The 26,504-nt window shown below is 68.6% G+C and carries 30 protein-coding genes and 1 pseudogene; 19 read left to right on the top strand and 12 right to left on the bottom strand.

The genetic code is table 11. The annotated features are described in order from the left end of the window. Nucleotides 1–7: 7 nt before the first annotated feature. Entirely contained in the window at nucleotides 8–1,558 is a 1,551-nt protein-coding gene (locus IM777_RS10205) for an MFS transporter (RefSeq protein ID WP_194385510.1), read from the top strand. A 24-nt stretch (nucleotides 1,559–1,582) separates the two neighbouring features. Here the strand turns inward: IM777_RS10205 and IM777_RS10200 are convergent, their stop codons facing one another. Then, nucleotides 1,583–1,897, bottom strand: coding sequence for a hypothetical protein (locus tag IM777_RS10200; RefSeq protein ID WP_194383258.1), 315 nt, complete (start codon nucleotides 1,895–1,897; stop codon nucleotides 1,583–1,585). Between the two features lie 228 nt (nucleotides 1,898–2,125). On the opposite strand from IM777_RS10200, the gene IM777_RS10195 reads away from it, so the two are divergent. Next, the gene (locus IM777_RS10195; RefSeq protein WP_194383257.1) at nucleotides 2,126–3,361 is read left to right on the top strand and encodes an NAD(P)/FAD-dependent oxidoreductase; all 1,236 of its coding nucleotides are present in this window, start codon (nucleotides 2,126–2,128) and stop codon (nucleotides 3,359–3,361) included. A 9-nt stretch (nucleotides 3,362–3,370) separates the two neighbouring features. On the opposite strand, the gene IM777_RS10190 is transcribed toward IM777_RS10195, so the two are convergent. The 3 genes from IM777_RS10190 to IM777_RS10180 all read right to left on the bottom strand — a co-directional run bounded on the left by IM777_RS10190 (nucleotide 3,371) and on the right by IM777_RS10180 (nucleotide 5,585). Beyond that, a complete protein-coding gene (locus IM777_RS10190) occupies nucleotides 3,371–3,901 on the bottom strand; it encodes a DUF2238 domain-containing protein (RefSeq protein ID WP_228480751.1) in 531 nt (176 codons plus the stop codon). 62 nt (nucleotides 3,902–3,963) lie between these two features. Continuing rightward, nucleotides 3,964–4,779, bottom strand: a complete 816-nt coding sequence (locus IM777_RS10185; protein WP_194383256.1) for an endonuclease/exonuclease/phosphatase family protein — start codon at nucleotides 4,777–4,779, stop codon at nucleotides 3,964–3,966. Next, the gene (locus tag IM777_RS10180; RefSeq protein ID WP_194383255.1) at nucleotides 4,779–5,585 is read right to left on the bottom strand and encodes a glycosyltransferase family A protein; all 807 of its coding nucleotides are present in this window, start codon (nucleotides 5,583–5,585) and stop codon (nucleotides 4,779–4,781) included. Before IM777_RS10180 ends, IM777_RS10185 begins: the two co-directional genes overlap by 1 nt. Before the next feature lie 242 nt (nucleotides 5,586–5,827). Here IM777_RS10180 and IM777_RS10175 point away from each other — a divergent pair, with 242 nt between their 5' ends. Then, nucleotides 5,828–6,130 (top strand): hypothetical protein, encoded by a 303-nt coding sequence (locus tag IM777_RS10175; RefSeq protein WP_194383254.1) that lies wholly within the window; start codon nucleotides 5,828–5,830, stop codon nucleotides 6,128–6,130. Here IM777_RS10175 and IM777_RS10170 read toward each other — a convergent pair. Next, nucleotides 6,114–7,460: an IS256 family transposase gene (locus tag IM777_RS10170; protein ID WP_228481089.1), complete on the bottom strand. Its 1,347-nt coding sequence runs from the start codon at nucleotides 7,458–7,460 to the stop codon at nucleotides 6,114–6,116. The two genes, IM777_RS10175 and IM777_RS10170, sit on opposite strands and share 17 nt — an antisense overlap. Before the next feature lie 7 nt (nucleotides 7,461–7,467). On the opposite strand from IM777_RS10170, the gene IM777_RS17590 reads away from it, so the two are divergent. Next, a complete protein-coding gene (locus tag IM777_RS17590; protein WP_419538862.1) occupies nucleotides 7,468–7,770 on the top strand; it encodes a hypothetical protein in 303 nt (100 codons plus the stop codon). A gap of 328 nt (nucleotides 7,771–8,098) precedes the next feature. Here IM777_RS17590 and IM777_RS10160 read toward each other — a convergent pair whose 3' ends face one another. Continuing rightward, the gene (locus tag IM777_RS10160) at nucleotides 8,099–8,521 is read right to left on the bottom strand and encodes an organic hydroperoxide resistance protein (RefSeq protein WP_194383252.1); all 423 of its coding nucleotides are present in this window, start codon (nucleotides 8,519–8,521) and stop codon (nucleotides 8,099–8,101) included. Nucleotides 8,522–8,541: 20 nt separating this feature from the next. Then, complete coding sequence (locus tag IM777_RS10155; protein ID WP_228480750.1) at nucleotides 8,542–8,982, bottom strand: MarR family winged helix-turn-helix transcriptional regulator; 441 nt, start codon at nucleotides 8,980–8,982, stop codon at nucleotides 8,542–8,544. An 89-nt stretch (nucleotides 8,983–9,071) separates the two neighbouring features. On the opposite strand from IM777_RS10155, the gene IM777_RS10150 reads away from it, so the two are divergent. Then, nucleotides 9,072–9,803 carry a sulfurtransferase gene (locus tag IM777_RS10150; protein WP_194383251.1) on the top strand — a complete coding sequence of 244 codons (732 nt, stop codon included), beginning with the start codon at nucleotides 9,072–9,074 and terminating at the stop codon, nucleotides 9,801–9,803. Here the strand turns inward: IM777_RS10150 and IM777_RS10145 are convergent. Continuing rightward, nucleotides 9,800–11,041 (bottom strand): NAD(P)/FAD-dependent oxidoreductase, encoded by a 1,242-nt coding sequence (locus IM777_RS10145; protein WP_194383250.1) that lies wholly within the window; start codon nucleotides 11,039–11,041, stop codon nucleotides 9,800–9,802. The two genes, IM777_RS10150 and IM777_RS10145, sit on opposite strands and share 4 nt — an antisense overlap. A 67-nt stretch (nucleotides 11,042–11,108) precedes the next feature. Here IM777_RS10145 and IM777_RS10140 point away from each other — a divergent pair, with 67 nt between their 5' ends. Genes IM777_RS10140 through IM777_RS10125 form a run of 4 tightly spaced genes read left to right on the top strand, consistent with a single transcriptional unit; the run spans nucleotide 11,109 to nucleotide 13,679 of the window. Continuing rightward, nucleotides 11,109–11,606: a DUF427 domain-containing protein gene (locus IM777_RS10140; protein ID WP_194383249.1), complete on the top strand. Its 498-nt coding sequence runs from the start codon at nucleotides 11,109–11,111 to the stop codon at nucleotides 11,604–11,606. Between the two features lie 26 nt (nucleotides 11,607–11,632). Next, nucleotides 11,633–11,983, top strand: coding sequence for a GyrI-like domain-containing protein (locus tag IM777_RS10135; protein ID WP_419538861.1), 351 nt, complete (start codon nucleotides 11,633–11,635; stop codon nucleotides 11,981–11,983). Next, entirely contained in the window at nucleotides 11,980–13,422 is a 1,443-nt protein-coding gene (locus IM777_RS10130) for a cryptochrome/photolyase family protein (protein ID WP_194383248.1), read from the top strand. Before IM777_RS10135 ends, IM777_RS10130 begins: the two co-directional genes overlap by 4 nt. 29 nt (nucleotides 13,423–13,451) lie before the next feature. Next, a complete protein-coding gene (locus tag IM777_RS10125) occupies nucleotides 13,452–13,679 on the top strand; it encodes an RNA-binding S4 domain-containing protein (protein WP_194383247.1) in 228 nt (75 codons plus the stop codon). 21 nt (nucleotides 13,680–13,700) lie between these two features. Here the strand turns inward: IM777_RS10125 and IM777_RS10120 are convergent, their stop codons facing one another. Beyond that, a complete protein-coding gene (locus IM777_RS10120) occupies nucleotides 13,701–14,891 on the bottom strand; it encodes a MalY/PatB family protein (protein ID WP_228480749.1) in 1,191 nt (396 codons plus the stop codon). Between the two features lie 121 nt (nucleotides 14,892–15,012). Between IM777_RS10120 and IM777_RS10115 the strand changes: the two genes are divergently transcribed. Further along, nucleotides 15,013–15,177: a hypothetical protein gene (locus tag IM777_RS10115; RefSeq protein ID WP_194383246.1), complete on the top strand. Its 165-nt coding sequence runs from the start codon at nucleotides 15,013–15,015 to the stop codon at nucleotides 15,175–15,177. A gap of 64 nt (nucleotides 15,178–15,241) precedes the next feature. On the opposite strand, the gene msrA is transcribed toward IM777_RS10115, so the two are convergent. Both msrA and msrB read right to left on the bottom strand, forming a co-directional pair. Further along, nucleotides 15,242–15,787 (bottom strand): peptide-methionine (S)-S-oxide reductase MsrA, encoded by a 546-nt coding sequence (gene msrA, locus IM777_RS10110; protein ID WP_194383245.1) that lies wholly within the window; start codon nucleotides 15,785–15,787, stop codon nucleotides 15,242–15,244. Then, nucleotides 15,784–16,257 (bottom strand): peptide-methionine (R)-S-oxide reductase MsrB, encoded by a 474-nt coding sequence (gene msrB, locus IM777_RS10105; RefSeq protein ID WP_194383244.1) that lies wholly within the window; start codon nucleotides 16,255–16,257, stop codon nucleotides 15,784–15,786. The genes msrA and msrB overlap by 4 nt, the downstream gene beginning before the upstream one ends. 147 nt (nucleotides 16,258–16,404) lie before the next feature. Here msrB and IM777_RS10100 point away from each other — a divergent pair, with 147 nt between their 5' ends. The 5 genes and pseudogenes from IM777_RS10100 to IM777_RS10080 all read left to right on the top strand — a co-directional run bounded on the left by IM777_RS10100 (nucleotide 16,405) and on the right by IM777_RS10080 (nucleotide 21,150). Beyond that, nucleotides 16,405–17,433, top strand: coding sequence for a siderophore ABC transporter substrate-binding protein (locus tag IM777_RS10100; protein ID WP_194383243.1), 1,029 nt, complete (start codon nucleotides 16,405–16,407; stop codon nucleotides 17,431–17,433). Further along, nucleotides 17,430–18,479, top strand: coding sequence for an ABC transporter permease (locus IM777_RS10095; RefSeq protein WP_228480748.1), 1,050 nt, complete (start codon nucleotides 17,430–17,432; stop codon nucleotides 18,477–18,479). Before IM777_RS10100 ends, IM777_RS10095 begins: the two co-directional genes overlap by 4 nt. Continuing rightward, nucleotides 18,476–19,462 carry an iron chelate uptake ABC transporter family permease subunit gene (locus IM777_RS10090; protein WP_194383242.1) on the top strand — a complete coding sequence of 329 codons (987 nt, stop codon included), beginning with the start codon at nucleotides 18,476–18,478 and terminating at the stop codon, nucleotides 19,460–19,462. The genes IM777_RS10095 and IM777_RS10090 overlap by 4 nt, the downstream gene beginning before the upstream one ends. 1 nt (nucleotide 19,463) lies before the next feature. Then, nucleotides 19,464–20,216 carry an iron ABC transporter ATP-binding protein gene (locus tag IM777_RS10085; RefSeq protein ID WP_194383241.1) on the top strand — a complete coding sequence of 251 codons (753 nt, stop codon included), beginning with the start codon at nucleotides 19,464–19,466 and terminating at the stop codon, nucleotides 20,214–20,216. Nucleotides 20,217–20,264: 48 nt separating this feature from the next. Further along, a pseudogene (locus IM777_RS10080) lies at nucleotides 20,265–21,150 on the top strand (IS5 family transposase). Between the two features lie 5 nt (nucleotides 21,151–21,155). Here IM777_RS10080 and merA read toward each other — a convergent pair. Then, complete coding sequence (gene merA / locus IM777_RS10075; RefSeq protein ID WP_194383240.1) at nucleotides 21,156–22,532, bottom strand: mercury(II) reductase; 1,377 nt, start codon at nucleotides 22,530–22,532, stop codon at nucleotides 21,156–21,158. A gap of 97 nt (nucleotides 22,533–22,629) precedes the next feature. On the opposite strand from merA, the gene IM777_RS10070 reads away from it, so the two are divergent. The 4 genes from IM777_RS10070 to IM777_RS10055 all read left to right on the top strand — a co-directional run bounded on the left by IM777_RS10070 (nucleotide 22,630) and on the right by IM777_RS10055 (nucleotide 26,502). Continuing rightward, nucleotides 22,630–23,019, top strand: coding sequence for a heavy metal-responsive transcriptional regulator (locus tag IM777_RS10070; RefSeq protein ID WP_194383239.1), 390 nt, complete (start codon nucleotides 22,630–22,632; stop codon nucleotides 23,017–23,019). A 196-nt stretch (nucleotides 23,020–23,215) separates the two neighbouring features. Next, a complete protein-coding gene (locus tag IM777_RS10065; RefSeq protein WP_228480747.1) occupies nucleotides 23,216–23,770 on the top strand; it encodes a PadR family transcriptional regulator in 555 nt (184 codons plus the stop codon). A gap of 48 nt (nucleotides 23,771–23,818) precedes the next feature. Further along, nucleotides 23,819–25,501, top strand: coding sequence for an ABC1 kinase family protein (locus tag IM777_RS10060; protein ID WP_194383238.1), 1,683 nt, complete (start codon nucleotides 23,819–23,821; stop codon nucleotides 25,499–25,501). A 59-nt stretch (nucleotides 25,502–25,560) separates the two neighbouring features. Next, on the top strand, nucleotides 25,561–26,502 hold the full coding sequence (locus IM777_RS10055) for a DMT family transporter (protein ID WP_194383237.1): 942 nt from the start codon (nucleotides 25,561–25,563) through the stop codon (nucleotides 26,500–26,502). Nucleotides 26,503–26,504 lie beyond the last annotated feature (2 nt).

The raw sequence follows: 26,504 nt of genomic DNA, 5'->3' as shown, positions 1-26,504 counted from the left end.
GATGATGATGAGTGATGAGACGGCGAACGGGAACGAAACGTCGAAGACAGCGTCGCCGGCCACCTCCGACATCCCCCTCCCCTCACCACGAGCGCAGTGGCGGGCCTTCGCGGTATGCGTATCGGTCGCCGCTCTGACGATCCTCGACCTCACGAAGGTCAACGTCGCCCTGCCTTCGATCGAGGATGCGTTCGGGTCGGCGCCGACGGAGCTCGGGCTGATCGTGTCGGGGTACGTGCTGACCTTCGGGCTCGTGCTCGTTCCGGCGGGACGCCTGGGTGATCAGCGATCGCGGCGCGCGCTGTTCATCATCGGCCTGAGCCTGTTCACGGTCATGAGTCTCGTCTGTGCGCTTGCGCCCTCGATGACCGTGCTGCTGATCGCCCGCCTGATTCAGGGCGTCGCCGCAGGCATTCAGATGCCCCAGGTTCTCGGCATCATCCAGGAGCTGTTCCGCGGCTCCGCGCGCGGCAAGGCCTTCGGTGCCTTCGGAGCGATCATCGGCATCTCCACGGCCCTCGGCCCGACGATCGGCGGGCTGGCGATCGCTCTCGGCGGCGCGCAGGACGGGTGGCGCTGGATCTTCTGGATGAACGTGCCGCTGGGTCTCATCGCCATCGCCCTCGCGATCTGGCTTCTGCCGCCCCTCCACCGGCGAACCCGCCGGCCGCTCGAGCTCGATCCGTTCGGCACGGTGCTGTTCGGTCTCGCCGTGCTCTCGCTCATGTTCCCGTTCCTGTTCACGACGGGATCTCCCGACGACGACCCCCTGCGATGGTGGCTGCTCGTCGCCTTCGTGCTCTTCGTCGGCGGGTTCGTGCTGTGGGAGCGGCACTACGAGTCCGTCGGCAAGGCTCCGCTCGTTCCGCTGCGTCTCTTCCGGGTGCGGTCGTATCGCAATGGCACGCTGCTGGCGACGTCGTACTTCGCGGCTCTGCCGTCGGTGTTCCTGCTCACCAACCTCTTCCTGCAGGACGGTCTCGGTCTCGAGCCGGTCTACGCGGGCATGGTCTCCATCGGGTTCGCCGCCACGAGCGCTGCCGGTTCCTGGGTGGGCGGCAACCTCGTCAACCGGTTCGGCAGACCCCTCGTCGTGTGGGGCCTGGGCGCCGTGCTCCTGGCGACCGCCCTCCTGGTGGTCGTCGCGATCTTCGTCCCGCTGCCGTACACGCCCTGGGCCATGGCCGCGGCGATGGTGGTCGGCGGACTGGGCGGGGGCCTCGTCATCTCTCCCAACCAGACACTCGCCCTCGCTGACATCCCGGTGACGCAGGGCGGTCTCGCCGGCTCGGTCGGGCAGCTCGGCCAGCGCATCGGCACGGCCATCGGCACCGCGGTCGCGCTGTCGTTCTTCTACGCGACGATCTTCCGCGAGGAGGGCACGGCCAGCGAGATCGTCGTGTTCCACGATGCCTACGCCTACGGGATGCTCGCCGCGGCGGTGTTCCTCTCCCTCGCCTTGCTGGTCGGGCTCGTCGACCTCACCTGGCGTCGGCGCCGGCGCGAGAACGGTGCGAATGACGACGATGAGGTCGAGTACGGGGTCGGGCACGCGTGACGAGCACGGCCCCGTCGCCACCGCTCAGGCGCGCGTGATCCGCCGCGCGGAAGAGCGGATGCGCCGGGGCGCGTAGTGGGCGATCGGGATGGGCGGAGCGGCGCCGCCCGCCCGCTCCAGGGCGGTCCAGGCTTCGATCTCCGCGAGCGCGGACGCCGCGTCGGGGAAGCTGGTGCGGAGCGGCAGGGATCGCAGCCAGGTGACCGCTACGCGGTCATCCGGCGCCGGCTCCACGAATGCGACGAGGCGACGCGAGTCGTTCTCGGCGTAACGGGTGTCGTGGATGAGTCGAATCTCGTCTTCGAGTTCGACCAGGACGTACTGGTGTGACGATGGCATCATCGCGATGGTCATTCGGGGTGTGGCTTTCTGCTCCTTGCGAGGGCGATATCCATCTTGCGCGCGTCGACCCGGGTCGCGGAGGGGGTTGACAGACGATTCTCAGGAGAATCTTGCGCGTTCACTGCGCGCTCACTGGGGAAGGACGTCCGTGCGGCGTCGGCTAGCCGCTCGCCGCCCGGTCCGCAAGCGGTGCCGGTCGGGCGGGACGTTCCCTAGCGTGGCCGTATGGATTCGCCGGAGGCATCGCACGAGACTCGGGCCGAGGCTGCCCATCACCGCGTCATCATCGTCGGCGGCGGAAACGGGGGAGTGTCCGCCGCCGCACGACTGCGACGTGCCGGCGTCTCCGACATCGCCGTGATCGAACCGCAGGCCGTGCATCGGTATCAGCCCTTGTTCTCGCACGTCGCCGGTGGCACGGCGCGCGCGTCGCAGACGTCGCGCCCACAAGCCGACGTGATGCCGAAAGGGGTGCGCTGGGTGCGCGATGCGGTCGAGGCCGTCGATCCCGCAGCACGCACCGTCACCACATCCGGCGGTGATGTGCTCGGATACGACCATCTCGTCCTCAGCCCGGGGATGGTGAAGGACTGGACCGCCGTGGCGGGACTCGCGGAAGCTCTCGACACGCCCGAGGTCACCTCGCACTACGAGCTCGACGGGGCGGTGAAGCTCTCGGCCCTGCTTCGCGACATGCGATCGGGGACGGTCGTGTTCACGCAGCCGCCCGGACCGGCTTCCTGCTCCGGAGCCGCGCAGAAGCCGATGTACCAGGCGTGTGCCCACTGGCGTGCCCTCGGGTGCCTCGATGACATCCGGGTCGTGCTGGTGGTGCCCGAGGAGACGGTCTTCGGTCTTGCCCACATCGACGCGGAGCTCGAACGTGTCATCGCGGAGTTCGGCATCGAGGTGCGCACCGCGAGCGAGATCCGGGCCGTCAGCGGGGCGGAGCGGAAGGTGGCTATCGGACGCATCGGCGAGACCGACGCCGAGGAGGTGCGGTACGACGTTCTGAACGTCGTGCCGCCGCAGTCGGCGCCGACGTGGATCTCGGCGGCCGGTCTGGCGGCCGAGCGCGATCCCGGAGGTTTCGTCGAGGTGGATCCCGAAACGCTGCGGCATCGCCGGTTCGACGACGTCTGGGCGATCGGGGATGCGGCCGGCACGACGAACTCCAAGTCCGGCGGCGCGCTGCGCAAGCAGACGTTCGTCGTGGCGGAGAACCTCGCGGCGGCGCTGCGCGGCCAGGAGCCCACGCGCCGATACGACGGTTACGGTGTCTGCCCGCTGACGGTGTCGCGATCGAGTGTCGTCTGGGCGGAGTTCGATCCCGATGGTCGTCCCGACCCCACGATCTCGTTCCTGCCGCAGATGTACCGGGAGAACCGCCTCGCCTGGATCGCGGACCGCTATGTCCTGCCGTGGGTGTACTGGAACCTCATCCTGCGCGGCCGTGTCTGACGGCTCCGCTCACGTGGCCGGGGGCGGATCATCCTCGAGTCTCAGGAAGGCCAGCGCCACTCCCGCCACGGCTGCACCGACAGCGCCGATCGCCATGTCGCCGATCGTGTCGGCATAGGTCACGAAGATCGTGTCCGTGATGAACTCCCGGCCCGCCCACTCGACCATCTCCCACAAGGCACTGATCGCGAGCCCGAGGACAGGGGTGAGCACGAGTGGCGCGCGCCGCGGCCGACCGGGTCCGACAGGTCGCGGGAGCACCCCGGCATGGCCGAGCAAGAGGTAGACGGCGACGGACAGAACACCGGTGGCCAGGAAGTGGACCACCAGATCCCACGCCGCGAGCGTGGTGTAGAGGTCGTACACGTTGCTCCACGCGGCGGTGAGGAGCACGAGCCCGAAGACGAGGTCGGCTGTCGGGCGGAGTGCGAGGAAGCGCGGGATCATGAGGCCGGGCAGCGCGAAAGCCAGAATGCCGGCATCCGTCGGTTCGTACAGCACCCCCGCGGCGACGACACTGACGAGTCCGAGCGCCCGCACTCCATCGGCCGCGACGCCCAGGGTCCCGCGGGGTGGCCGTAGAAAGTTCCGTGCCAGCGTGCTCATGAGCACACGCGCACCCGCGCCTGCACCGGCAGGTGATCGGAGGGCCACCCGACATCCGTGCGGAAGGCGTTGATGCCGATCGCATCCACCTGCACCCCGGGGGTCACACCGATCCAATCGATGCGCGCGCCGCGTCGTGGTGCGCGGTAGTCGGCGAACGTCGCCCATTCGGGGGTGAGCCGCACGTCCGCAGCGGGCCACGCATCCCGCAGACCGCCGACCCAGAGCTCACGCGCGGTGGCGGAATCCGGACGGGCGTTCATATCGCCGAGGATGATCCCGGCAGTGGTTCCGGTCGTGAGCACCCCCCGCAACCAGCGGGCGGCGTGCAGGCGGGAGCGGCGCGAGAACACGTCGAGGTGCGTGTTCACGACCGTGAGCTCCCGCGAGGTGAGCCGATCCCGCAGCCGCGCGACCACGACGACGCGCGGTACCGGGTTGCCCCACCCCCGGGACCCCGCCACCGCCGGAGTGGGTGACAGTGCGAGCTGTGTGCCGGAGAGGAGTTCGAGCCGCTCGGCATCCCAGAACAGCGGGCACCCCTCGCCGCGACCGCGGCTGTCGCGACCATGGCCGAGCCGGCGATACCGAGCACCGAGCGCATCGGCGACGGCGTCGGCCTGACCGGGCATCGCCTCCTGCACGCCGAGCACGGTCGGCTGTTCGAGGGTGAGGAGCGCGTCCACGGCCCGGCGGCGACCGGTCCACCGGTCCGCCCGTCGGATCGACAGCGGCAGCCGGCGCCGCACATTGAACGTCATCACGTGCAGCGCGGGGGCTGTGGCGACCCCGATGAGAGCGGCGGCGCGCATCAGGCAGCGAGGTGATGGTCGGGTCGAGCGCGGCGCGCGACGCTGCGGCGACGCAGGCGCCGCAGCAGGCGACGGTCCCACCGAATCGGGGGGAAGTCCTGCGGCCAGTGCATCACGACGGTGCGGAACCCCTTGCGGACCCGCGCGGCGAACAGCCGAGCATCGGCGAACGGACGCATCGAGATGGTCATGTGCTCCGCGCCGACGGCCACGATGCGATGCCGCTCGCCGATGTGGAAGGCGAGGTCGATGTCGTCATGCGTGTCCGCTCGGGTTCGGTGCACCGATGCGCTCACCGCCCGCCACGCTTCGGAGCGCATGGCGAGGTTCGAGCCGAAGAGGGGCCAGTGGCCGAGCGCGGCGCCCACCACCAGCACGTATGCGCTCAGATAGGCGCCCGCGAGCGGGCGGCGAAGCCACCGAGGCCCGTCGTGGAAGCTCGCACCGCCGAAGACGGCACCGACGTTCTGCTCTTCGTGCAGCGCCTCGGTCATCGTCCGCGCCCATCCGGGGCCTGGCGCGCAGTCCGCGTCGAGGCGGAGGATCACGTCGCCGAGAGCTGCGTCGTAGCCCGCGGACGCGGCCGCGGCCACCCCGGGGTGCGCGCAGGACACGACCCGAGCGCCGTGACGTCGCGCGACGTCGGCGGAGTCATCCACCGAGCCGTTGTCGACGACGACGACCTCGTCGACGGCGAGGCTCTGCCGAGCGATGCTTCGCAGGCACCGGTCCAGGTGAGCGGCATCGTCCTTCACCGGGATGACGACCGAGACGGTGATGCGGTGGTGCGGGCGACGCTGGAACACGGTGACTCCTTGGCGAGGTGTGCCGCCACGCTATCCAGCGGGCGGAGGCACGCGATCGCGGTTGACACGGTTGCCCGTCACCGATAGCGGGGCGGCTCGTCGAAGCAACGAGCCGCCGCGCAGAGATCAGACCCTATGAGGGCGGGGTGCTGATGCTCTTGTAGGCCCAGGGCCTCGCGGTGCAGATTCGTGGATCATCCCGAGGAGTGGCCTTGGGATGCCGACATGCAGCGGAGGCCCTGGTGTTCAACGAGCGTACGGCTATTGGTTTGGATGTGCACGCGCGGAGCGTGCGAGCGGCGGCGATCGACACGTTGACCGGTGAGGTGATCGAGGCGCGGCTGCCCGCCGGGGCTGCGGATGTCCTCGCGTGGGTGATGCAGGTCTCGGCCCGGCTGGGTCCGGTGCACGCCGGATACGAGGCTGGGCCGACCGGTTTCGGGCTGGCTCGGAAGCTCGAGGCGGCAGGGATTGCGGTGACGGTCGGGGCTTGTCAAGTCTTCTGTGTAAGCGGGTTGGTGTTGGTGGTTAGAGGTAGGGGGTGATGCGGTCGGGGTAGGCGAGTGCGAGTTGTTCGAGGGCTTGTTTCCAGTTCGTGGTCACGTTGCCCTCGATGAGTCGGCCGGAAGCTTTTCGCTGGCTGGAGGGGCGCCCGCGTTCCTTCTCGCGTTCTCGGGCGCGCTTGTCTTCGATGTCGCAGATCGCCAGCCAGAGCAGCTTGACCGCGGCGGCGTCGTTGGGAAAGTGACCCCGCGATTTCGTCACTTTCCGCAGCTGGTAGTTCAGCGACTCGATCGCGTTGGTGGTGTAGATCACGCGGCGCAGCTCGGGCGGGAACGCCAGGAACGGGGTGAACCGGTCCCAGGCGTCCTGGAACGTCTTCACCGCCGAGGGGTAGCGGCGGCCGAGCTCGGAGTCGCTGAACGCCTCGAGCGCTTCGAGCGCGGCGTCCTCGTTCACCGCGGTGTAAATCGGTTTCAGCGCGGCGGCGACGGCTTTGCGGTCTTTGTAGTTCACGAACCGCATCGCCGCGCGGATCAGGTGGACCACGCAGGTCTGCACGGTCGCTTGCGGCCACGTCGCCGCGACCGCCTCGGGAAATCCGGTGAGCCCGTCGGTGCAGACGATCAGCACGTCGCGGATGCCACGGTTGGCAAGCTCGGCGCAGACCGATGCCCAGAACTTCGCGCCTTCGGTGGCCTGCACCCAGATACCCAGGACGTGCTTGATCCCGTCCATGTCGACCCCGACGGCGATATGCGCGGCCTTGTTGCGCACGTGACCGCCGTCACGGATCTTCACGATGATCGCGTCGAGATAGATCACCGGATACAACGCTTCCAATGGGCGGGTCTGCCACGCGAGGACCTCGTCGGCGACCTGGTCGGTGATCTTCGAGATCGTCTCATGGCTGAGCTCGGTGCCGATCGTGTTCGCGAGATGATGCTGGATATCGCGGATGGTCATCCCGCCGGCATAGAGCGAGATGATCATCCCGTCCAGCCCATCCAGCCGGCGCTGCCCCTTCGGGACGAGCATCGGGGTGAACGACCCGTTCCGATCCCGCGGGACCGATAGGTCGATCTCACCGATCTCGGTCGACACCGTCTTCGGCGTCGTGCCGTTGCGGGAGTTCGGATACAGCGACGCTTCCGCATCACCACGCTCGTACCCGACGTGCTCGGTCAGCTCCGCGTCCAGGCCCCGCTCCAGCGCGGCCTTCAGCATGCCACCGAGCAGCCCCTGATCGCCCGTCAGCGGGGTGCCGGCATCGATCTTCGCGAAGATCTCATCCATCGCACCCGACGACTTCAACTGATCAGCGAGCTCCTTCTGCCGACGCCTGCGCTCCTCGCGCTCCGGACTGATAGCCATGGTCTCCATGATGTTCTCCTTCGAGGTGAACCCCACTCACACAGACCATCTGACACCCCCGACGGTCGCGGCGCCGTCGAAGATCATCCGACCGGCCGGCGACCGGATCAAGACCGACGCCCGGGACGCAGTGTTGCTGGCCCGGCTGCTGAAGATGGACGAGGGTCTCGATGGCGCCGGGCCCGGCACCCTTGCGGCGTTCGACGCCGGCTATGACGCCGTGAACAGTATCCTCGCCCGCCGGGACCGGCTGGACCGGGACATCGCACAAGAAGAAGCACACCGTCGCGACCACCGCGATCGCCCGTGAGCTCGCGGGCTGGTGCTGGTCCCTGGCCGTCATGACCTGACAGCCCCAGACTCGTTCTCGACCACCGGCGCGGGGAACGCATGCAGCGTGAAGAGCGCACCAGCGGAACGACTGTGAGCAGCCGCACCGAGCGGCCACGCTCGACCTCAGACACGCTGGCTGCTCTCGCCGAAACAGGGTCCTGCGGTAACCAACCCGCGAATATCAGACTGACCACGCGTCACAGAACACGCCGCACACCCCGCCCCCACGCGCGAACGACGAAGCGCCGCCCGGCAGCCAGCCAGGCGGCGCTTCACCCTGCCCACTTGACAGAACGAACCACATATCAGTCGTCGGAGACGGTGACCGTGACGTCGATGTTCCCGCGGGTGGCGTTCGAATACGGGCAGATCTGGTGCGCGGCGTCGGCGAGCGCCTGCGCCTGGTCGGCGGGGAGGTTGGGGATCACGACCTCGAGTTCGACGGCGAGGCCGAAGCCGCCCTCGCCGTTGCTGCCGATATGCACGCGTGATCCGACGCTCGTGTCCTCGAGAGTCACCTTCTGTGCGCGGGCGGCCGCCTGGAGCGCGCTGTGGAAGCATGCGGCGTATCCGGCGGCGAAGAGCGCTTCGGGATTGGCCCCGCCGCCGGGGCCACCCATCTCACGGGGGATGCGCAGGTCCATGTCGACGTGACCGTCGCGCGTCTTGACGGCTCCCGCGCGTCCTTCTCCCGTGGCGAGGGCCTCGGCGGTGTAGATGGCGTCCATGGTGGTCCTTCCGTGTGATGTCACGAGACGGTCGCCTCGTTGCTCGCCTGCACGTGCGCGGTCAGCTCGTGCAGGGAGTCCAGAAGTGCGCGGGCGGCCTCCATGCCGATGCCCATGCACTGCGCGATCTGCCGGGGCACATCCGCCATGTCGTGTCGCAGGCTCGAGCCCGCGTCCGTCAGCGCGACATCCACGACGCGCTCGTCGTCGCTTCGGCGCGTGCGGGTCAGCAGCCCGCGGCTCTCGAGGCGCTTCAGCAGCGGAGAGAGGGTGCCGGAGTCGAGCGCGAGGCGGTCGCCGAGCTCGCGCACGGAGAGCGGACCCTCGGTCCAGAGGGCGACGAGCACGAGGTACTGCGGGTAGGTCATGTGCCAGGGCTCGAGGACGCGTCGGTAGGCCTGCGTGGTCGACCGACTCGCGGCGTAGAGCGAGAAGCACACCATGTCGTCGATCCCGGGCATGTCCATAAGTATTGTGCACAATTGAATTGAGCACAACCAAATGTGGGATACGGCGCTGCGCGAGCTTGCCGACCGCGTAGCCTTGGGGCGTGTCATCCGTGCTGAACGTCAGCGCCTACCTCTTCACCGCGCTGGACGGTCTCGAGGAGCGGCGCGAGCGCCTTCGGGCGCGTGCGGTCGCCGCCGGGGTTCGGGGCACGATCATCCTCGCCCCAGAGGGCATCAACCTCTTCCTCGCGGGCGACGCCGCGGCGGTGCGCGGCATCCTCGACGATCTGCGGGCGGAGGAGCGGTTCGCGAACCTGACGGCGAAGGAGAGCTGGTCGCGCGAGCAGCCCTTCCGGAAGATGGTCGTCAAGATCAAGCGCGAGATCATCCGCATGGATCGACCGGCCATCCGGCCGGAGGGCGGGCGAGCTCCCGCTGTGTCGCCGCAGACCCTCAAGCGGTGGCTGGATGACGGGGTGGACGATCACGGCCGAGAAGTCGTGATGCTCGACACGCGCAACGGCTTCGAAGTCGACTACGGCCGCTTCGCGGGGGCGATCGACTGGCGCATCGAGCGCTTCACGCAGTTCCCCGACGCGGCGGGCGCGACTCGGGGGAGTCTCGTCGGCAAGACCGTCGTCAGTTACTGCACCGGCGGAATCCGATGCGAGAAGGCGGCGATCCACCTTCGCGAGCAGGGTGTCGAGGCGTTTCAGCTCGATGGCGGCGTCCTGGGCTACTTCGAGCACGTCGGGGGAGCCCACTGGGACGGAGACTGCTTCGTCTTCGACGAGCGCGAGGCGGTCGGCCCCGATCTCGCGCCGCGTCGCTAAGGCGACAGGACTGCTCGCGCCGCTCGCTTTCCCGACACGAGGGCGCCCTGAATCGATGCGGTGTCCCGGTGATCGCCCGCGACGAACACGCCCTCTGCGATCCGTGTCGGCGAGGCGACGCGAAGCGGCGCTGCCTGTGCCGGAAGAGCGTGGGGGATGTCATCCCGGCGCAGGACCGACCAGTCGCCCGCCCGGGAACCCCAGATCTCCTCGAGGTGTCGGCGGACCTGTGGCTCGTCGGGGGCGCGGGTCTCCGAGAGCAGGCACGTCGCCTGGACGAGATGCTTGCCGGGAGGGGCGCATGTCGCGACGGTGTGCGACATCGCCACGGTGTTGACGACGGGGCCGGATCGTCGCCCGTCGACGTGGACGGCGGCCGACGACGGCGGCGCAGCGGACGCGTCGAACCACCAGGTCTGAAGTCCACGCGTGCGAGGGCGGCTCACATCGATCAGGTTGGAGACCGCGTCTGGACCCACCGCGACGACGACCGTCTCCGCGATGACCGGGCCCGCGCCGTCGATCTCGACGCGCATGCGACCCGACGCGCGATCGATACGCGAAGCGCGATGGGACAGCCGGATGCGTCCGCCGGCGTCGGTGACGCGCCGGGCGAGCTGGTGCGGGAGAGCCTGAATGCCGTCCGCGGGAAGTCCCGGGCGCCCGAGCACGAACATGCGCACGAGGAGCCGCACGAAGGCGTCGGAAGTGGTGCCGGTGTCATCCGCGATCACTCCGGCGAGGAAGGGCTCCAGCACGGCGGAACGCAGCGGCCCGCGCACGCGCGCGGCGTCCCACGCCGGGAAGAGCGCCGCGTCGCTCCCGGCGACCGTGCGACGCGGCGCGAGAATCGTGGGCGCGGCCCACCGCGTGAGCGCAGCGAGTTCGCGAGGCGTGACCAATCCGCTCGCGAGCGTCGCGGAAAGTCGGGCGGGGTGGCGCACCGGATGCGCGAGCTCCACCGTCCTGTCATCGAGTCGAACGCGCACCGCGACCGGGAAGGAGGAGAACTTCAGGGCCGCCACATCGACGTCGCGGCGAACGGCGGGGTACGCCGGGTTGAGCACCTGGAACCCGCGGTCCAGGACGAACCCGTCGACCCGATCCGTGCGCTGACGGCCGCCCACTCGTGAACCGGCCTCGACGACGACCACGTCGCGTCCTGCCTCGGCGAGCGCGAGAGCACAGCGCAGGCCGGCGATGCCTGCGCCGATGACGATGACCTCCGTCGTGTCCACGGCCCGAGCCTATGAGCACGGAGGCGACGGCAGCGCCGGGTGGCGCACGGAGTCCTACCCTGGGATCATGCGTCACCCTCAGCCCGATCCGGTCGGTCCGGGACAGGAGTCCGTTTGGGACTACCCCCGGCCACCCCGCCTCGAACGCGTCGACAGCCGCGCGGTGATCACGCTCGGCGGCGACGTGATCGTCGACACCGACGACGTGGTGCGCGTGCTCGAGACGAGTCATCCGCCGACGTACTACCTGCCTCTCGCTGCTTTCGCTCCCGGCGCCCTCACGCGGGGCGAAGGCGCCTCGGCCTGCGAGTTCAAAGGGCGCGCACGCTATTTCGACGTCCACGGCGGAGGGCAGAGCCGCCCTCGTGCGGCGTGGAACTACCCGTCTCCGCTGACGGGGTTCGAGACGCTCGCCGACCGTGTCGCGGTGTACGCCGAGAGCATGGATCGGTGCGAGATCGGCGGAGTTCTCGTGCGACCGCAGCAAGGCAACTTCTACGGCGGATGGATCACGCCCGACGTGGTGGGTCCGTTCAAGGGTGTGCCGGGTTCCCTCGGGTGGTGACCGGCGAAGAGGAGAGGTGAGGCGAGGTGAAGATCGACCTCAAGAAGGAGCTCGGCGTCGACGACGTCGTCGGACCCCCGAGGCGCTGTGGTGGGCGGACGATCTCGCTTTCTTCACGGCAGCCCGAGACCCCGGCGATCGAGCGCCTGCGCATCGCGTCGGTGGATGAGGGGCGATGCGTTCAGACGCTGCACGTCGGTCCGTACGACGACGAGGGCCCGGTGCTCGCGCGGATGCACGACGAGGCGATTGCGGGCAGGGGACTGCGCATGCGCGGACATCACCACGAGATCTATCTCGGCGATCCGCGTCGCACGGCGCCGGAGAGACTGCGCACCATCCTGCGTCAGCCGGTGACCGGGGCGGAAACATCGTGAAGGCTGCACCGATCCTCGGCACCCAGCTGTTCGCGGATCATCCGGCGTATGCCGACGACGACATCGACGTGTTCTTCTTCATCGAGGCGCGGTCGTCCTTCGTCAAACGGCGCTATCACGCGCACAAGCGGGTGCTGATCCTGGCGGGCATGCGGCAGACGTCGTCTCGTCTCGAGGCGGACGGTCGCACGGTCGGGCGGGTCCCCCTCGCTGAGGGCAGTGGATTCGCGGACGCGCTGCGCCGCCTCATCCGCGAGTTCGGTGTCGACGGGCTCGCATGGATGAGTGCGACCGACCGTGGGGTCGACGGCCGCATCCGTGGGATCTGCGACGACGAGGGCATCGCCACGCGCGTCTACGACGATGCTCTCTTCCTCACTCGGGCGGAGGAGGTCGACCGATGGTTCGCCGAGCACGAGGGCGCGCGCATGGAGGACTTCTACCGGTGGCAGCGTCGACGAACCGGCATCCTCATGGACGGTGGGAAGCCGGCCGGCAGGCGGTGGAACTTCGACGCGGAGAATCGCGAACCGCTCCCGAAGGGCGGCGTCGAGATTCCGCCCCTTCCGATCGGGCCGGCCGACGAGGTCACCGCGGGCGCGATCGCAGACGTCGGGCGACACTTTCCGGATGCGCCGGGCGATCCGACCGAGTTCTGGCTGCCGGTCACGCCCGAGACATCGCGCTCGTGGCTGGACGCCTTCGTCACCGAGCGGCTCGCGTCTTTCGGCCGATACGAGGACGCGATGGATGCCGACGAGGCGTTCCTCTTCCACGGCGTGCTCAGCCCTCTGCTGAACGTCGGTCTCCTGACCGTCGATGAGGTGGTCCGTGCTGCCGTCGGGCGTCGCGGTGAGGTGCCGCTGGCCTCCCTCGAAGGCTTCGTGAGACAGGTGATCGGCTGGCGCGAGTACATGCGCGGCGCGTACCGCGCCTGGCCGGAGCTGATGCACGCGAATCGCTTCGCGCTGCGGCGCTCTCTCGAGGACTGGTGGTACACCGGCGAGGGGGTGCCGGAGGACCTGCCGGTGCCGGTCCGCACCGTGCTGGCGCGTGTCATCCGTCACGGGTACGCGCACCACATCGAGCGACTCATGGTGCTCGGGAACTGGTTCCTGCTCCAGGGCTACGATCCGCGAGAGGTGTACGAGTGGTTCTCGAGCCTGTTCGTCGACGCGTACGAATGGGTCATGGTGCCGAACGTGCAGGGAATGAGTCAATACGCCGACGGGGGCCGGGTCGCCACGAAGCTGTACATCTCGGGAGGGGCGTATCTGCAGCGGATGGGTTCGTGGTGGTCCAGCGACAAGGCCGCACGCGATTCCGCCTTCACCGACGCCTACTGGACATTCCTCGACGAGCACGAGGATCAGCTGACCGGCAATCCGCGGCTGAACATGCCGCTCGCCCAGATGCGCAGGCGCCGCGCATCCGGGTAGTCCGGGGGAGCGATCGCTAGAATGCGCACATGGACACCCCCGCACGGATCGAAGACGTCGCGATCGGCGGCGACGGCATCCGGCTCGGTCAGTTCGTCAAGTTCGCCGGACTCCTGGACTCGGGCGGCGATGTGAAAGAGGCCATCATCGACGGTTTCGTCACCGTCAACGGCGACGTCGATCGCCGTCGGGGTCGCCAGCTGCAGGTCGGAGACATCGTGTCGTTCGAAGACCGCACCCTGCGCGTCTGTCCCTGAGCGGGACCTCGGGGCGCGCGGTCACGCGGCGGGGGAGCGCTCCGCCCGGCCCTCCTCGTGGCGTGCCAAGGCGGCACCGATCCGGCGAATCGCGTCTTCGAGGATCGGCCGCGGCAGAGCGAAGATGATGCGGGCATGCCCGATCGCCGCCTCTCCGCAGGCGGCGCCGTCGGTGAGGGCGACGTCGGCGTGCACGCGGAACCACTCTCCGAGATCGCCTTCGAGGTCGTACGCACGGAAGTCGATGAGGGCGATGTAGGTTCCTTCCGGCACCGTGACCCGCGCCCGAGGCGCGTGTTCGGCGAGCAGATCGACGAGTGCGTGCCGGTTGCCGTCGAGGTAGTCGACGGTCTCCGCCAGCCAGGCCGCGCCGTCGGTGTACGCCGCGACGTTCGCCACGACGCCGAGCGTGGAGGTGCCGTGCCCCGACCACATCGCGTGCTCCGCCCAGAGAGCTGCATCGGCGTCGTTGGAGACGATCAGCTGCGCGCACTTGAGCCCGGCGAGATTGAAGGCCTTCGACGCCGACGCGGCGGTGATCGTGTGCGAAGCCGCCGCCTCCGAGACCGACGCGTAGGGGATGTGCCGCGCGCCGTCGAACACGAGGGGCGCGTGGATCTCGTCGGCGAAGACCCGTCCGCCCTTCGCGTCGACGACGGCCGCCACCGCGTCGAGCTCATCGCGCGTGAACACGGTCCCCAGCGGGTTGTGCGGGTTGCACAGGACCAGCAGCCCGGCGCCGTCGTCGAAGGCCCGACCGATCGCGTCCAGGTCCATCGTCATGCGCCCATCGCGTTCGACGCTCGGCACCTGGATGACCCCGCGGCCGTGCATCTGCGGCACGAACAGGAACGGCATATACGCCGGCGTGGGCACGATCACCGCGGACCCCGCGGGCGTGAAGTGCTCGATGGTCGACTCGAAAGCGGCGATCACGTCCGGCACGGGGTGGATCCGCCCCACCGGGATCTCCCATCCGAAGCGACGCGCGTACCAGTCGGCGGTCGCCCGTGCGAGGTCGGCGGTGAGCCACGGCGGCAGGTACCCGGTGAGTCCGCGAGCGGCGGCGGAGCTGAGCGCCTCCTGGATCGCCGGCGCGACGCCGAAGTCCATCTCGGCGACCCACGCTCCCGTCTTTCCCGGGTACGCGGTCCACTTCATGCTGCCCGCGGCGCGCAGGTCCGCTTCGGTGATCTCGTCGTATCTGCTCACCGTTGCTGATCCCTTCGATGGATTTTCGGCCGTGGAGCATGCGTCCGTGTCGCGGACACTCCACCGTCGCACAGATTGTCAAGCGGGTGCGTCGCGGCGGTGCGATTCGTAGCGTGAGGACATGAGCGAACGAGAACACCTCACGGCGGAGGACAAGACGCGTCTTGCCGCGGGTGAGAGCGACACCCTTCCGCCCGCGCCGCCCGCAGCCGGCGGTGACACGCAACCGCCCCTGCCCTCCCCTGACACGCCCGCGCCCGACGACGACGAGCGCGAGGAGGACTGAACGATGTGCGGGCCGGGTGGCGCCTCGGCGGCGCCATCCAGCCCGCATGTCGGGTCGATATCGATCAGGGTGTGGCCTCCGAGCGCTTCGGCAGCACCCAGTCGCGTCGCGGAAAGTGGCAGGTGTAGCCGTTCGGGATGCGCAGGAGGTACTCCTGGTGTTCTGGTTCTGCCTCCCAGAACGGGCCTGACTCCTCGATCGTCGTGACGGCCCTGTCCGGCCACAGGCCGGATGCGTCGACGTCGGCGATCGTGTCTCGTGCGACGCGCTCCTGCTCCGGGTTCACGGGGAAGATCGCCGAACGGTAGCTCGTGCCGATGTCGTTGCCCTGACGATTCAGCGTCGACGGGTCGTGAATCTGGAAGAAGAACGCCAGGATGTCTCGGAACGAGGTCTTGGCGGGGTCGAAGACGATCTCCACCGCCTCGGCGTGCCCCGGGTGGTTGCGATAGGTGGCGTGCGCGTTGTCACCCCCGGTGTATCCGACGCGTGTCTGCACCACCCCCGGCTGTCGGCGGATGAGATCCTGCATGCCCCAGAAGCAGCCGCCGGCGAGCACGGCGGTCTCCAGGTCGGGGACGGTGGTGATGGATCCGTTGTCGGTGGTCATGCGACGTTCTCCTCGGTGTGGTCGGTGGTGGCGTCGAACAGCGAGCGGTAGGCGCCATATCCCTGCTCGTCGAGCTCTCCGAGCGGCACGAAGCGCAGCGCGGCCGAGTTCATGCAGTATCTCAGCCCGCCCTCGCTCCGTGGGCCGTCTCGGAAGACGTGACCGAGGTGGCTGTCCGCCGATGACGAGCGCACTTCGGTGCGCGGCATCAAGAGCTTCCAATCGGTGCGTGTTCGGACGGCGTCGTCTTCGATCGGTCGCGTGAAGCTCGGCCATCCGGTGCCGCTGTCGTACTTGTCCGTCGAGGCGAACAGCGGCTGCCCCGATACGACATCGACGTAGATGCCCGCCTCGTGGTTGTCCCAGTAAGCGTTGGCGAAGGCGGGCTCCGTTCCCTCGCGCTGGGTGACGCGGTACTGCGTCTCGGTGAGGCGCTCGAGCGCCTCGGGCGTCTTGCGGTAGTCGGTCATGACGGTTCCTCTCGCATCTCGACGCGGCTGGCTGCGGCGTCATCAGTGGTAACCGTCGAAGGCACTGATTTGGTCCCTCGTGCCTGGATGCGCGCTGAGAGTCCGCCCGATGTGCGTTCAGCTATTTGTTAGGCTAGCCTTACCGGCATGTCACATGCACGTCTTTCCCTCACCTTCGCCGCGCTGACCGGCATCGCGCTGGTCGCGAGCGCCTGCGCATCGCCCGAGCCCGCCGCTGAGACGCAGGAGACCGCCGTCGAGACCGTTACGGTGGAAAACGCCAAGCCCACACTGACCCTGGTCGAGGAGGACGGCGAGTCCTCCTACCAGGAGGACCTCGAGGTCGAGCGCGAATCGGTCGAGGTGCCGTACCAGCCCGAGGCCGTCGTCACCTTCGACATCGCCACGCTCGACACCCTCGACGCGATCGGTGCGGGCGACGCCGTGGTCGGCATCCCCGAGATCCCGCTCCCGGACTATCTCTCCGAGTACGCCGATCTGCCCACTGTCGGCACGCTGTTCGAGCCCGACTTCGAGGCCGTCGCAGAGCTCGATCCGGATCTGATTGTCGTCGCCGCGCGCAGCACCGGGCAGTACGACGAGCTCTCCGAGATCGCCACCACGATCGATCTCACTGGCGCCTATGCCGGAAAGTTCGACCCGGCCGCCGGTATCGAGCGTGCGGAGCAGCTCGGCGAGATCTTCGGCGCCGAAGAAGCCGTGGCCGAGCAGGTCGCCGTGATCGAGGAGCTCGAGGCCTCCATCGAGGAGTCGGTGGACGGCACGGCGCTCGTGCTGTCGGTGTCGGGCGGCGAGTACGGTGCCTTCGGCGAAGGCTCGCGATTCGGCTACTTCTACGACGAGCTGGGCTTCACCCCGGCCGTCGCCGCCGCGGAGCTGCCCGGCATGGAGGGCTCGCCCCACGGCGACACCGTCACGAACGAATTCATCCTCTCGGCGGACCCCGAGTGGATCATCGTCTTCGACCGCGGCGCCGCTACGGGTGATGTCAGCAGTGCCCAGGAGACACTCGACAATGAGCTCGTCGCTCAGACCGCCGCGGGCGTCGAGGGGAACATCGTCGAGATCCCCGCGAGCGAGCTCTATATCGTCATCAACGGCCTGACGGCGATCGAGAACGTGCTGATGACCGTCAGCGACGAACTGGCCGCGTGACAGATGCTCTGACCACGCACGGTTCCGATCGGAGAGGCCCGCTCGCGCGGGTCTCTCCGTCGGTGCTGATCGTCGCGGGGGTGGCGCTGACCGCCGTCCTCGCGACGATATCGCTGTTCATCGGCGTCGCCGAGCTCGACGCCTTCGTGCTGTTCGCCAGTCGTGTGCCGCGGACGGTGGCACTGATCCTCGCCGGCGCGGCGTTCGCCGTCACCGGGCTCATCATGCAGTTGCTGGTGCGCAACCGCTTCGTGGAGCCTTCGACCACCGGCGCGACCGACGCGGGAAGTCTCGCCCTGCTCGGCGTGCTGATGACCACGCCCGGCATGCCGATCTGGGGGAAGGCGATCGCCGCATCGCTCGGCGCGCTGGTGGGTGTGCTGGGATTTCTGGCGCTCTCGCGACGGATCCCGGCCCGATCCAGTGTGCTGGTGCCCATCGTGGGCCTGCTCTACGGCGGACTGATCGGAGCGATCACGACCTTCATCGCCTATCGCTCCGACATGCTCCAGGAGCTGCTGGCGTGGGGCGTGGGCGACTTCTCCGGCATTCTCCGCGGTCGCTACGAGATGCTCTACCTTGCGGCCGCCGCGGCGCTCATCGCCTGGGTGGCGGCCGATCGGTTCACGGTCGCGGGCCTCGGCCAGGACACCGCGCGCGGCCTCGGCCTCGACACGCGGGTGATCTTCGCCCTCGGCGTCATCATCATCGCGATCGTCACCGGCACCATGATGGTCGTCACCGGCGCCATTCCCTTCCTCGGTCTCATCGTGCCCAACGTCGTCAGTCGCCTCATCGGTGACAACATGCGCCGCGCGGTACCGCTGGTCGCGCTGCTGGGCGCTGCGCTCGTGCTGCTCTGCGACATCGTCGGCCGCGTTGTGCGGTTCCCTTTCGAGATACCGATCTCCATCGTCATGGGCGTGATCGGTGGCGCCGTCTTCCTCTGGCTTCTGCTGAGCACGGCCCGGCCGGTCGACGGGGTCGCTCCGCGCCGGCGTGGGCGGCCACAGGCACGGTCGCTGCGGAAGGAGGGGACGGGATGAGCGACTCCGGCACCTCGCACCGGGCGCGAAGTGCGCTCGCTTCGCACGAGCTCCGGCTGGCGATCGTCGTCGCGCTGGCTGCGATCGCGATCGCGATCTACCTGTTCACCGATCTGCCGGGGCGGTGGGAGTACGCGCTCGGACTCAGGTGGCGCACGATCGCCGGGATGGTGATCGCGGCGAGCGCGGTGGGTGCGGCCACCGTTCTGTTCCAGACCATCACCGCCAACCGCATCCTGACGCCCGGGATCATGGGCTTCGACGCCGTCTTCATGGCCATCCAGGTGGTGACCGCCTTCGCGATCGGTCCTGCCGTGCTCGTCGCGGCCCCCGCGATCGCAAGCTGGACGGTCGAGCTGGTCCTCATGGCGGGAACGGTCACCCTGCTCTACTGGTGGCTGTTCGTGCGCCGCAGATACGACCTGCACGTCATCGTGCTCGCCGGCCTCGTCCTCGGAGTGATGTTCCGCTCCGTGACCTCGTTCCTGCAGCGTCTCCTCGATCCGGACACCTTCGCCGTCGTACAGAACCTGCTGTTCGCCAGCTTCACGTCGATCGACCGCGAGCTCCTGCTCCCCAGCGCCGTCCTGGTCGGGGTGGCCGCGATGTCGCTCTGGCCCATCCGCCGTTCCCTCGACGTGCTCTCCCTCGGGGAGTCCACCGCGGTGTCCCTGGGCGTCGCCCATCGTCGCGTCACGATGCACGTGATTTTGGTCATCGCCGTGCTCGTCGCGGTGTCCACCGCTCTCGTCGGCCCGGTGACCTTCTTCGGTCTTCTGGTGGCCAACGTCGCCTACGGCCTCGTGGGTCACCGTCACGCCCTGAGCGTGCCGACCGCCATCGCGACCGGGGTGATCGCCCTCGTTGGCGGACAGCTCATCCTCGACCGACTGCTCGGCTTCTCCACCGAATTGCCGGTCGTCATCGAGTTCGCGGGTGGACTCTTCTTCATCGTCCTCGTCATCTTTGGAAGGGCCCGCTGACATGATCCAGACCGAGTCCGTCGCAAAACGTCACGGCAGCGTCGTCGCGCTCGAGCACGTGACGCTGGAGATCCGACAAGGGTTCACCGCGATCATCGGACCGAACGGAGCGGGGAAATCCACGCTCCTGGCCACCATCGGCCGCCTCGTCGGAGCCGACGCCGGCACCATCACCGTCGGGGGACTGGACGTCGTCACGACCCGCTCGCGCGAGCTGGCCCGCCGGCTCGCGATCCTGCGCCAGGACAATCACCTCGCCATCCGTCTGAGCGTCGAGGACCTCGTCGGATACGGCCGCTTCCCTCACGGCGGATCGGGTCGCACGGCCGATGACCGCGCGCACGTCGAGCGCGCACTGGACCTGCTCGACCTTCAGCCGGTGCGCCGGCGATTCCTGGACGAGCTCTCCGGGGGTCAGCGGCAGCGGGCGTTCGTCGCGATGGCGCTCGCGCAGAACACGGACCACCTGCTGCTCGACGAGCCGCTGAACAACCTGGACCCCCGTCATGCCGTCAGTCTCATGAAGCTCCTGCGGCGGCTGGTCGCGGAGCGCGAGATGACCGTCGTCGTCGTGATGCACGACATCAACGTCGCGGGACAGTTCGCCGACGACGTCGTGGCGATGCGCGACGGGCGTGTGCTGCATCACGGACCCGTCACCGACGTCGTCACCGCGGAGAACCTGGAATCCCTTTACGAGACGCCGGCCGAGGTCGTCGAGGTGGGGGACCGGCGCGTCGTGCTCTGGCGCTAGGGCGTGTTGATCAAGTGGTTTCGGGGTGCGGTCGGCGAGTCTTGAGCGGTGACGCGTTGCGAGGTCTCTGACGAGGTGTGGGCTGTGCTCGAGCCGTTGATGCCGATGGTGACGGGCCGGTCGCGGCCTTGGACCGATCATCGACTCGCGGTTGAGGGAATGGCGTGGAAGTACCGCACTGGGGCGCCGTGGCGGGATGTTCCGGAGCGATTCGGGAAGTGGAACTCGATCTACAAGCGGTTCACCCGGTGGGCGCAGGATGGCACTTGGGACCGGCTGCTTGCTGAGGTGCAGCGGCAGTCTGACGCCGCCGGGAAGCTTGACTGGGTGGTCTCGATCGACTCCACGATTGCGCGCGTGCATCAGGACGGCGCGACCTTGCGACGGGACACAGGGGGATCTCTCGAATCACAAGAATCCGTGGTCCGAGCCCCCTGATCACGCGATCGGCCGCTCACGTGGCGGCTTGACGTGCAAGGTCCATCTGGTCGCGGACGGCCGCGGGCGGCCGTTGGGATGGGTGCTCACCGGCGGGAACGTCAACGACACCACGATGATGACCACCGTCCTCGAGCACATCCGCGTCCCGCGGCCGACGACCGGCAGGCCACGGATCCGGCCGGATCGGGTGATCGCGGACAAGGGGTACCCATCGAAGGCGAACCGTGCGTGGCTGAGAGCCCGCGGCATCGCTGCGACGATTCCGGAGCGTGATGACCAGATCGCTCACCGCCGGAAGCAGCCGGGTCGGCTGATCGACTTCGGTGATGAGCAGCGCACACGGTACCGCGGCCGGAACGTCGTGGAGCGTTGCTTCAACCAGCTCAAGCGGTGGCGTGGCATCGCGATGCGCTCAGACAAGACCGCCCGCAACTACCGCGCCGCGATCAGCCTCGCCGCCGCGCTCATCTGGATCAAGTCCGACCTCGGGTGAACGGTTCAGGCGCAGCAGGAGGTAGGGAGTTCGTTGCGGAAGAGGTTCGCGGTCAGGCGGATGCCTTCGGCCATGGTGAGGTACGGGGCCCAGGTGTCGGAGAGTTGTGTGACGGTGAATCCGGCGGTGATGGCGTAGGTCGCGGCGAGCATCATCTCTCCGGCGGTCTCGGCGAGGGCGTGGATGCCGAGGACTTTGCCGGTGTCGGCGTCGGCGACGATCTTGATGCCACCGCGAGTGTTGTGGTTCGTGATGGCGCGTGGCACGTCGGATAGTCGCAGGTAGCGGCAGGCGCACCGATACCCGGCGGCCAGGGCTTCGGCTTCGGTGATCCCGGCGGAGGCGAGCTGGGGTGAGGTGAAGAGGACGGAGGGAAGCCCGGTGTAGTCGACGTGCTCGCGCTGACCGAGGGCGTTGCGGGCTGCGATCTTCCCGGCCATCGCGGCGACGTACACGTACTGCGGTGCGTCGGTGACGTCGCCGGCGGCGAACACGGCCGGGTTCGTGGTCCGTTGCTGCGTGTCGACGATGATGAAGCCGCGCTCGTCGGTCGCGATGCCCGCCGCGGTCAGGTCGAGGCCCCTGGTGCGGGCGGTTCGCCCGGTGGCGACGAGGATGCGCTCGCCGGTGGCTTCCTTTCCGGTCTGCGTGCTCACCCGGACCCGGTCGCCGTCGGGGGTGATGGTTGCGGCTCGGTCGTTGATGACGGTGATTCCCTCGGCAAGGAACGCTTTGCGGAGTTCGGAGGAAAGTTCGGGTTCGGCGTGTGGGGCGAGGCGGCCGACGATGGTGACGTCCACGCCCAGGCGGGCGAAGAGTTGGGCTTGTTCGAGGCCGACGAATCCGCCGCCGATCACCACTAGCGAATGGGGCAACACGGTCAGTTCCATGGCGGTGGTCGAGGTGAGGTAGTCGATGTTCTCAAGTTCGGGGATGGTCGGGATGTGCGGTTCGGCACCGGTGGCCACGAGATACGACTTGGCGCGAACGGGTTGGCCGTCGACGAGCAGGGTTGTCGGATCGGCGAACGTCGCGGTGCCGGGCGTGATGCCGAATCCGTACGCGGTGGCGATGTCGGCGTACTTGGTCTGTCGAAGCATGCCGATCAGGTCGTCCTTCTGCTGCATGAGCTCGCCCAGGTCAACCCCGCCGGCGGTCGTCGGGGCGCCGGGGAAGGGGTTGGCGAGCGCGTCATGGCGGGTGTGCGCGGCCGCGAGGAGGGTCTTGGAGGGCACGCAGCCGATGTTCACACAGGTGCCGCCGAGCGTTCCGGACTCGATGGCGACCACGCTCGCTCCTTCGAGCCGAGCGTGGATCGCCGCGGACATCGCCGCGCCGCCCGTACCGATCACCGCAAGATCGAACTCATCGTTCCGGGTCATGATCGCTCCTTCAGGCCGGGCCGTTCATGTGGCCACGCCCGTAGCATGGACCTTCAAGCTCGGTTGAAGGTCAAGTCGATAACGGAGGTTCGTCAGGATGCGGATCGGAGAACTCGCGAACAAGACGAAGACGAGACCGTCGACGCTGCGGTACTACGAGGAGCGAGGGCTGCTTCAGCCGCCCGACCGCACCCCTGGCGGATACCGCAGCTACGGGGAGGAGTCCGTGGCACGACTCGAGTTCATCAGCCGGGCTCGCGCAGTGGGACTCACACTCGCTCAAACCGCCAAGATTCTCGATGTTCGTGACGCGGGCGGTTCGCCATGCGGCCATGTGCGGGATCTCCTTGACCGCCGCCTGGTCGAGATAGACGAGCAGGTCGCGCAGCTACGGCTCCTGCGCGCGAGCATCGCCGAACTTCGGGAGCATGCGCAGCAGACGCCGCCGGAGACCTGCACTCCCGAATCGATCTGCCAATACCTCTGAGCTGGGTCACATAAACACGCCAGCTGTTTGAGGAGCGGCCGGTCCCATGACGGCGAGAGAATCTTGATCAACACGGCCTAGGCGTCCGGCGCTGGCAACTCCCTGAGAAGGACCCATCGGGGCTTCGCGCGAGCGTACAGTGGCGATATATCGTCCACTATCGCCCGCCGATCGGCCGGCGAAGAAGGGATCTCTCGTGAACACGTCATTCTCATCTGGGCAGTTCGGCCCCGGGCGCGGCTTCACCGGCGGTGGCATCTTCGACGCCGTCGACCAGCTGCGCGAGGCCTTCGAGCAGCGGTTCCCGACGCGCATGGCCCGCGGCGACGTGCGCTCCGCGGTGCTCGCCCTGCTGCTCGAGAAGCCGATGCACGGGTATCAGATCATCGCCGAGATCGGCGAGCGCAGCGGGGGGATGTGGAAGCCGAGCCCCGGTTCGGTGTATCCGACGCTGCAGATGCTCACCGACGAGGGCCTGGTCGTCGCGGAGGAGTCCGGGGGCAAGAAAACCTACTCCCTGACCGAGGCGGGACGGGCCGAGGCCGAGTCGAGTGGAGAGCGCTCGGCGCCGTGGGAGATGCCGGGGATGAAGGATGCGGCGCGCGCCGCGACGCTTCCCAAGGCGGGTGTGAAGCTCGCGCAGGCCGCCGCGCAGGTGGCGCAGCACGGCACCGCGGAGCAGGTCGCCGAAGCGGAGCGAGTCCTCGACGAGGCACGACGTAAGCTCTATTCGATCCTCGCCCAGGACTGACCGGATGCCGACCCACGTCGGCTTCGGGCATCGCGTACAGGAGGCTCGATGACCGACGTGCGGCATACCCGCGCGCGCTACCGACGCATTCTGCGCTTCGCCGCGCGATACATGCTGCAGGCCTGGTGGTTCGAGCTCTTCCTGCCCCGGATCGGTCTGGCCTCCCCCGCCGCCCGCGGACGCGCGCGCCGACTGCAGCGTCTCGCGCGGAACTTCCACACCCTCGCCGTGGCGCTGGGCGGCCTCATGATCAAGGTCGGGCAGTTCATGTCCTCGCGCCTGGACGTGCTGCCGCCCGAGATCACCGCCGAGCTCGAGGGCCTGCAGGATGAGGTGCCTCCGGTCGACTTCGACGCGATCCGGACGCTCACCGAGGCCGAACTCGGGGCGCCCCTGCCGGTCGTATACGAGTGGGTCGATCCCACGCCGGTGGCGGCTGCGTCGCTCGGCCAGGCACATCGCGCCCGGCTGACTCCGGCGGAGGCGGCCCTCACCGGCTTCGCCGATGTCGTCGTCAAGGTGCAGCGTCCCGGAATCGACCAGATCGTCGACGTCGACCTGGCAGCGCTGCGTCGTGTGGCGGCCTGGCTCGATCGCGTGCGGGTCGTGCGCGAGCACGTCGACCTGCCGGCGCTCCTGGAGGAATTCGCGGTCACCAGCCTCGAGGAGATCGACTACATCCACGAGGCCGCCAACGCCGAGCGGTTCCGCGACGACTTCGCCGATGATGCGCGGGTCGTCGCACCCGAGGTCGCGTGGGAACGCTCGACGCGACGCGTGCTCACCCTCGCCGATGTGACGGCCATCAAGATCACCGATCGCGACGCCCTGCGCGACGCGGGGATCGATCCGACCGAGGTCGCCCACGCGTTCGCGGCGGTGATGTTCGAGCAGCTGTTCAGCCACGGCTACTTCCACGCCGATCCGCATCCCGGCAACGTCTTCGTCACTCCGACGCCCGATAGCGATCGGCCGTGGACGCTGACGTTCATCGACTTCGGCATGATGGGCGAGGTCCCCGACCGGCTCCGGCAGGGGCTGCAGCGCCTCATCGTCGCGGTGGCGGCACGCAACGGCCGGCAGCTCGTGGACAGCATCCGAGACGTCGGTGTGCTGCTGCCGTCGGCCGACACGGTCGAACTCGAACGTGCGATGACAGCACTGTTCGCCCGCTTCGGTGGAATGGGGTTCGCGGAGCTGCAGGAGGTCGACCCGCGGGAGTTCCGCGACTTCGCGGTGGAGTTCCGCGACCTGGTGCGGCGGATGCCGTTCCAGCTCCCGGAGAATTTCCTGCTCGTGATCCGTGCGGTCTCCCTCACGTCGGGCGTGTGCAGCGCCCTCGACCCCGCCTTCAACATCTGGGATGCGGTGGAACCGTACGCGCAGCGACTCATCCGCGACGAGCAGGGCAACGTCGTGCAGGCCTTCGCAAAGGAGGCGGTGTCGGTCGCGGGACTGGTCGCGCGCATGCCGCGCCGCATGGACGACGTGCTCAGCCGGCTCGAAGAGGGACGCCTGAGCGTGGATGCACCGAGGCTGGACACGCGACTGCGTGGGCTCGAGGTCCTCGCCCGCCGCGTGGTGTCCGCCGTCCTGTTCGCGGGGCTCGTGATCGCCGGTGCGGTCCTGCGCCCCGATGACCCCGTGGCCGGGACGGCGCTCATGATCGCGTCGGTCCCGGCGCTCCTGCACGCCCTGCTCGCGGGATTCGTCTCACGCCGCATCCCGTGATGCCTCGCCACGGCTGCTGCCGCTAGCGTGGACGCCGTGCGATCGAGAGAAGCGACCCGGTGACCATCACCTCGTTCCCGATCATCGGCATCGCACTGGCGGTGCTGTCGGCTCTCCTGCTGACACTCGGCAACTTCCTGCAATCCCGCGGCGTCGCGCGCACCTCTGCGCAGGGGAATGGACTCGGCCCCGCGGACTTCTCGCGACTCGTGCGCGACCCCGTCTGGCTCGGCGGCAGCGCGCTGTTCGGTCTCGCCATCCTCGTGCAGCTGTCAGCGCTGGCCTTCGCGCCCCTGATGGTCGTGCAGCCCGTCGGAGTCGTCGCGCTCGTCTTCGCGTCACTGCTCACCGCGTGGGTGACACAGACCCCGCCGCGCGTGCGCGAGATCGTTGCGATCGCGGTCTGCGTGGGGGGACTCGGGATCTTCGTCTCCGTCGCCGCTGCGGTCAGCGTGCAGACCACCATCACGAATCGCCAGCTGATCGCGGTGCTCATCGTCCTGCTGCTCGTGCTCGCCGTGACGGTCGGAGCCGCGATCGTCCTGAGACGACGACGCATGCCGCCGGTCGTCTACGTGCTGCTCGGCGGCCTGTACTCCGGGTTCGTCGCCACACTCGGCAAGACCGTCATCCTGCGTGTGCAGACGGCCGTGGTTCGGGGCGACGTCGTGCTCGACGAGACGAATCTCCTCACGATCGCGTGCACAGCGGGGATCGCCGTGGCCGGAGCCCTGTCCATCTGGTGCGTGCAGACCGCGCATACGGTCAACAGCCCACAGGTCGTGGTGGCGGGACTGACCGTGGTCGACCCGTTCGTGGCCGTCGTGCTCGGGATCACCGTGCTGCAGGAGGCGGCTTCGGCGCCGTGGTGGAGCTTCCTGGTCTTCGCAGCGACGGGCACGGCCGCGATGGCGGGGGTCTGGATGCTCGCGCGCGACCAGGCCGATCCGGCTCGTCCGTCACCGGCGATGTCGGCGCGTCGCCGCGATCCGGATCGGTGACT

Source organism: Microbacterium luteum, from assembly GCF_015277875.1.
In the GTDB taxonomy this organism is placed as follows: domain Bacteria; phylum Actinomycetota; class Actinomycetes; order Actinomycetales; family Microbacteriaceae; genus Microbacterium; species Microbacterium luteum.
This window is presented reverse-complemented; position numbering and strand designations above follow the sequence as displayed.

Excerpts from the sequence above, each read along its gene's own strand:
- IM777_RS10205 (WP_194385510.1), top strand. The coding sequence starts at position 8 with ATGAGTGATGAGACGGCGAACGGGAACGAAACGTCGAAGACAGCGTCG.
- IM777_RS10200 (WP_194383258.1), bottom strand. The coding sequence starts at position 1,897 with ATGCCATCGTCACACCAGTACGTCCTGGTCGAACTCGAAGACGAGATT.
- IM777_RS10195 (WP_194383257.1), top strand. The coding sequence starts at position 2,126 with ATGGATTCGCCGGAGGCATCGCACGAGACTCGGGCCGAGGCTGCCCAT.
- IM777_RS10185 (WP_194383256.1), bottom strand. The coding sequence starts at position 4,779 with ATGCGCGCCGCCGCTCTCATCGGGGTCGCCACAGCCCCCGCGCTGCAC.
- IM777_RS10170 (WP_228481089.1), bottom strand. The coding sequence starts at position 7,460 with ATGGCTATCAGTCCGGAGCGCGAGGAGCGCAGGCGTCGGCAGAAGGAG.
- IM777_RS17590 (WP_419538862.1), top strand. The coding sequence starts at position 7,468 with ATGATGTTCTCCTTCGAGGTGAACCCCACTCACACAGACCATCTGACA.
- IM777_RS10160 (WP_194383252.1), bottom strand. The coding sequence starts at position 8,521 with ATGGACGCCATCTACACCGCCGAGGCCCTCGCCACGGGAGAAGGACGC.
- IM777_RS10155 (WP_228480750.1), bottom strand. The coding sequence starts at position 8,982 with ATGCCCGGGATCGACGACATGGTGTGCTTCTCGCTCTACGCCGCGAGT.
- IM777_RS10140 (WP_194383249.1), top strand. The coding sequence starts at position 11,109 with ATGCGTCACCCTCAGCCCGATCCGGTCGGTCCGGGACAGGAGTCCGTT.
- IM777_RS10125 (WP_194383247.1), top strand. The coding sequence starts at position 13,452 with ATGGACACCCCCGCACGGATCGAAGACGTCGCGATCGGCGGCGACGGC.
- IM777_RS10115 (WP_194383246.1), top strand. The coding sequence starts at position 15,013 with ATGAGCGAACGAGAACACCTCACGGCGGAGGACAAGACGCGTCTTGCC.
- msrA (WP_194383245.1), bottom strand. The coding sequence starts at position 15,787 with ATGACCACCGACAACGGATCCATCACCACCGTCCCCGACCTGGAGACC.
- msrB (WP_194383244.1), bottom strand. The coding sequence starts at position 16,257 with ATGACCGACTACCGCAAGACGCCCGAGGCGCTCGAGCGCCTCACCGAG.
- IM777_RS10100 (WP_194383243.1), top strand. The coding sequence starts at position 16,405 with ATGTCACATGCACGTCTTTCCCTCACCTTCGCCGCGCTGACCGGCATC.
- IM777_RS10090 (WP_194383242.1), top strand. The coding sequence starts at position 18,476 with ATGAGCGACTCCGGCACCTCGCACCGGGCGCGAAGTGCGCTCGCTTCG.
- IM777_RS10085 (WP_194383241.1), top strand. The coding sequence starts at position 19,464 with ATGATCCAGACCGAGTCCGTCGCAAAACGTCACGGCAGCGTCGTCGCG.
- merA (WP_194383240.1), bottom strand. The coding sequence starts at position 22,532 with ATGACCCGGAACGATGAGTTCGATCTTGCGGTGATCGGTACGGGCGGC.
- IM777_RS10070 (WP_194383239.1), top strand. The coding sequence starts at position 22,630 with ATGCGGATCGGAGAACTCGCGAACAAGACGAAGACGAGACCGTCGACG.
- IM777_RS10060 (WP_194383238.1), top strand. The coding sequence starts at position 23,819 with ATGACCGACGTGCGGCATACCCGCGCGCGCTACCGACGCATTCTGCGC.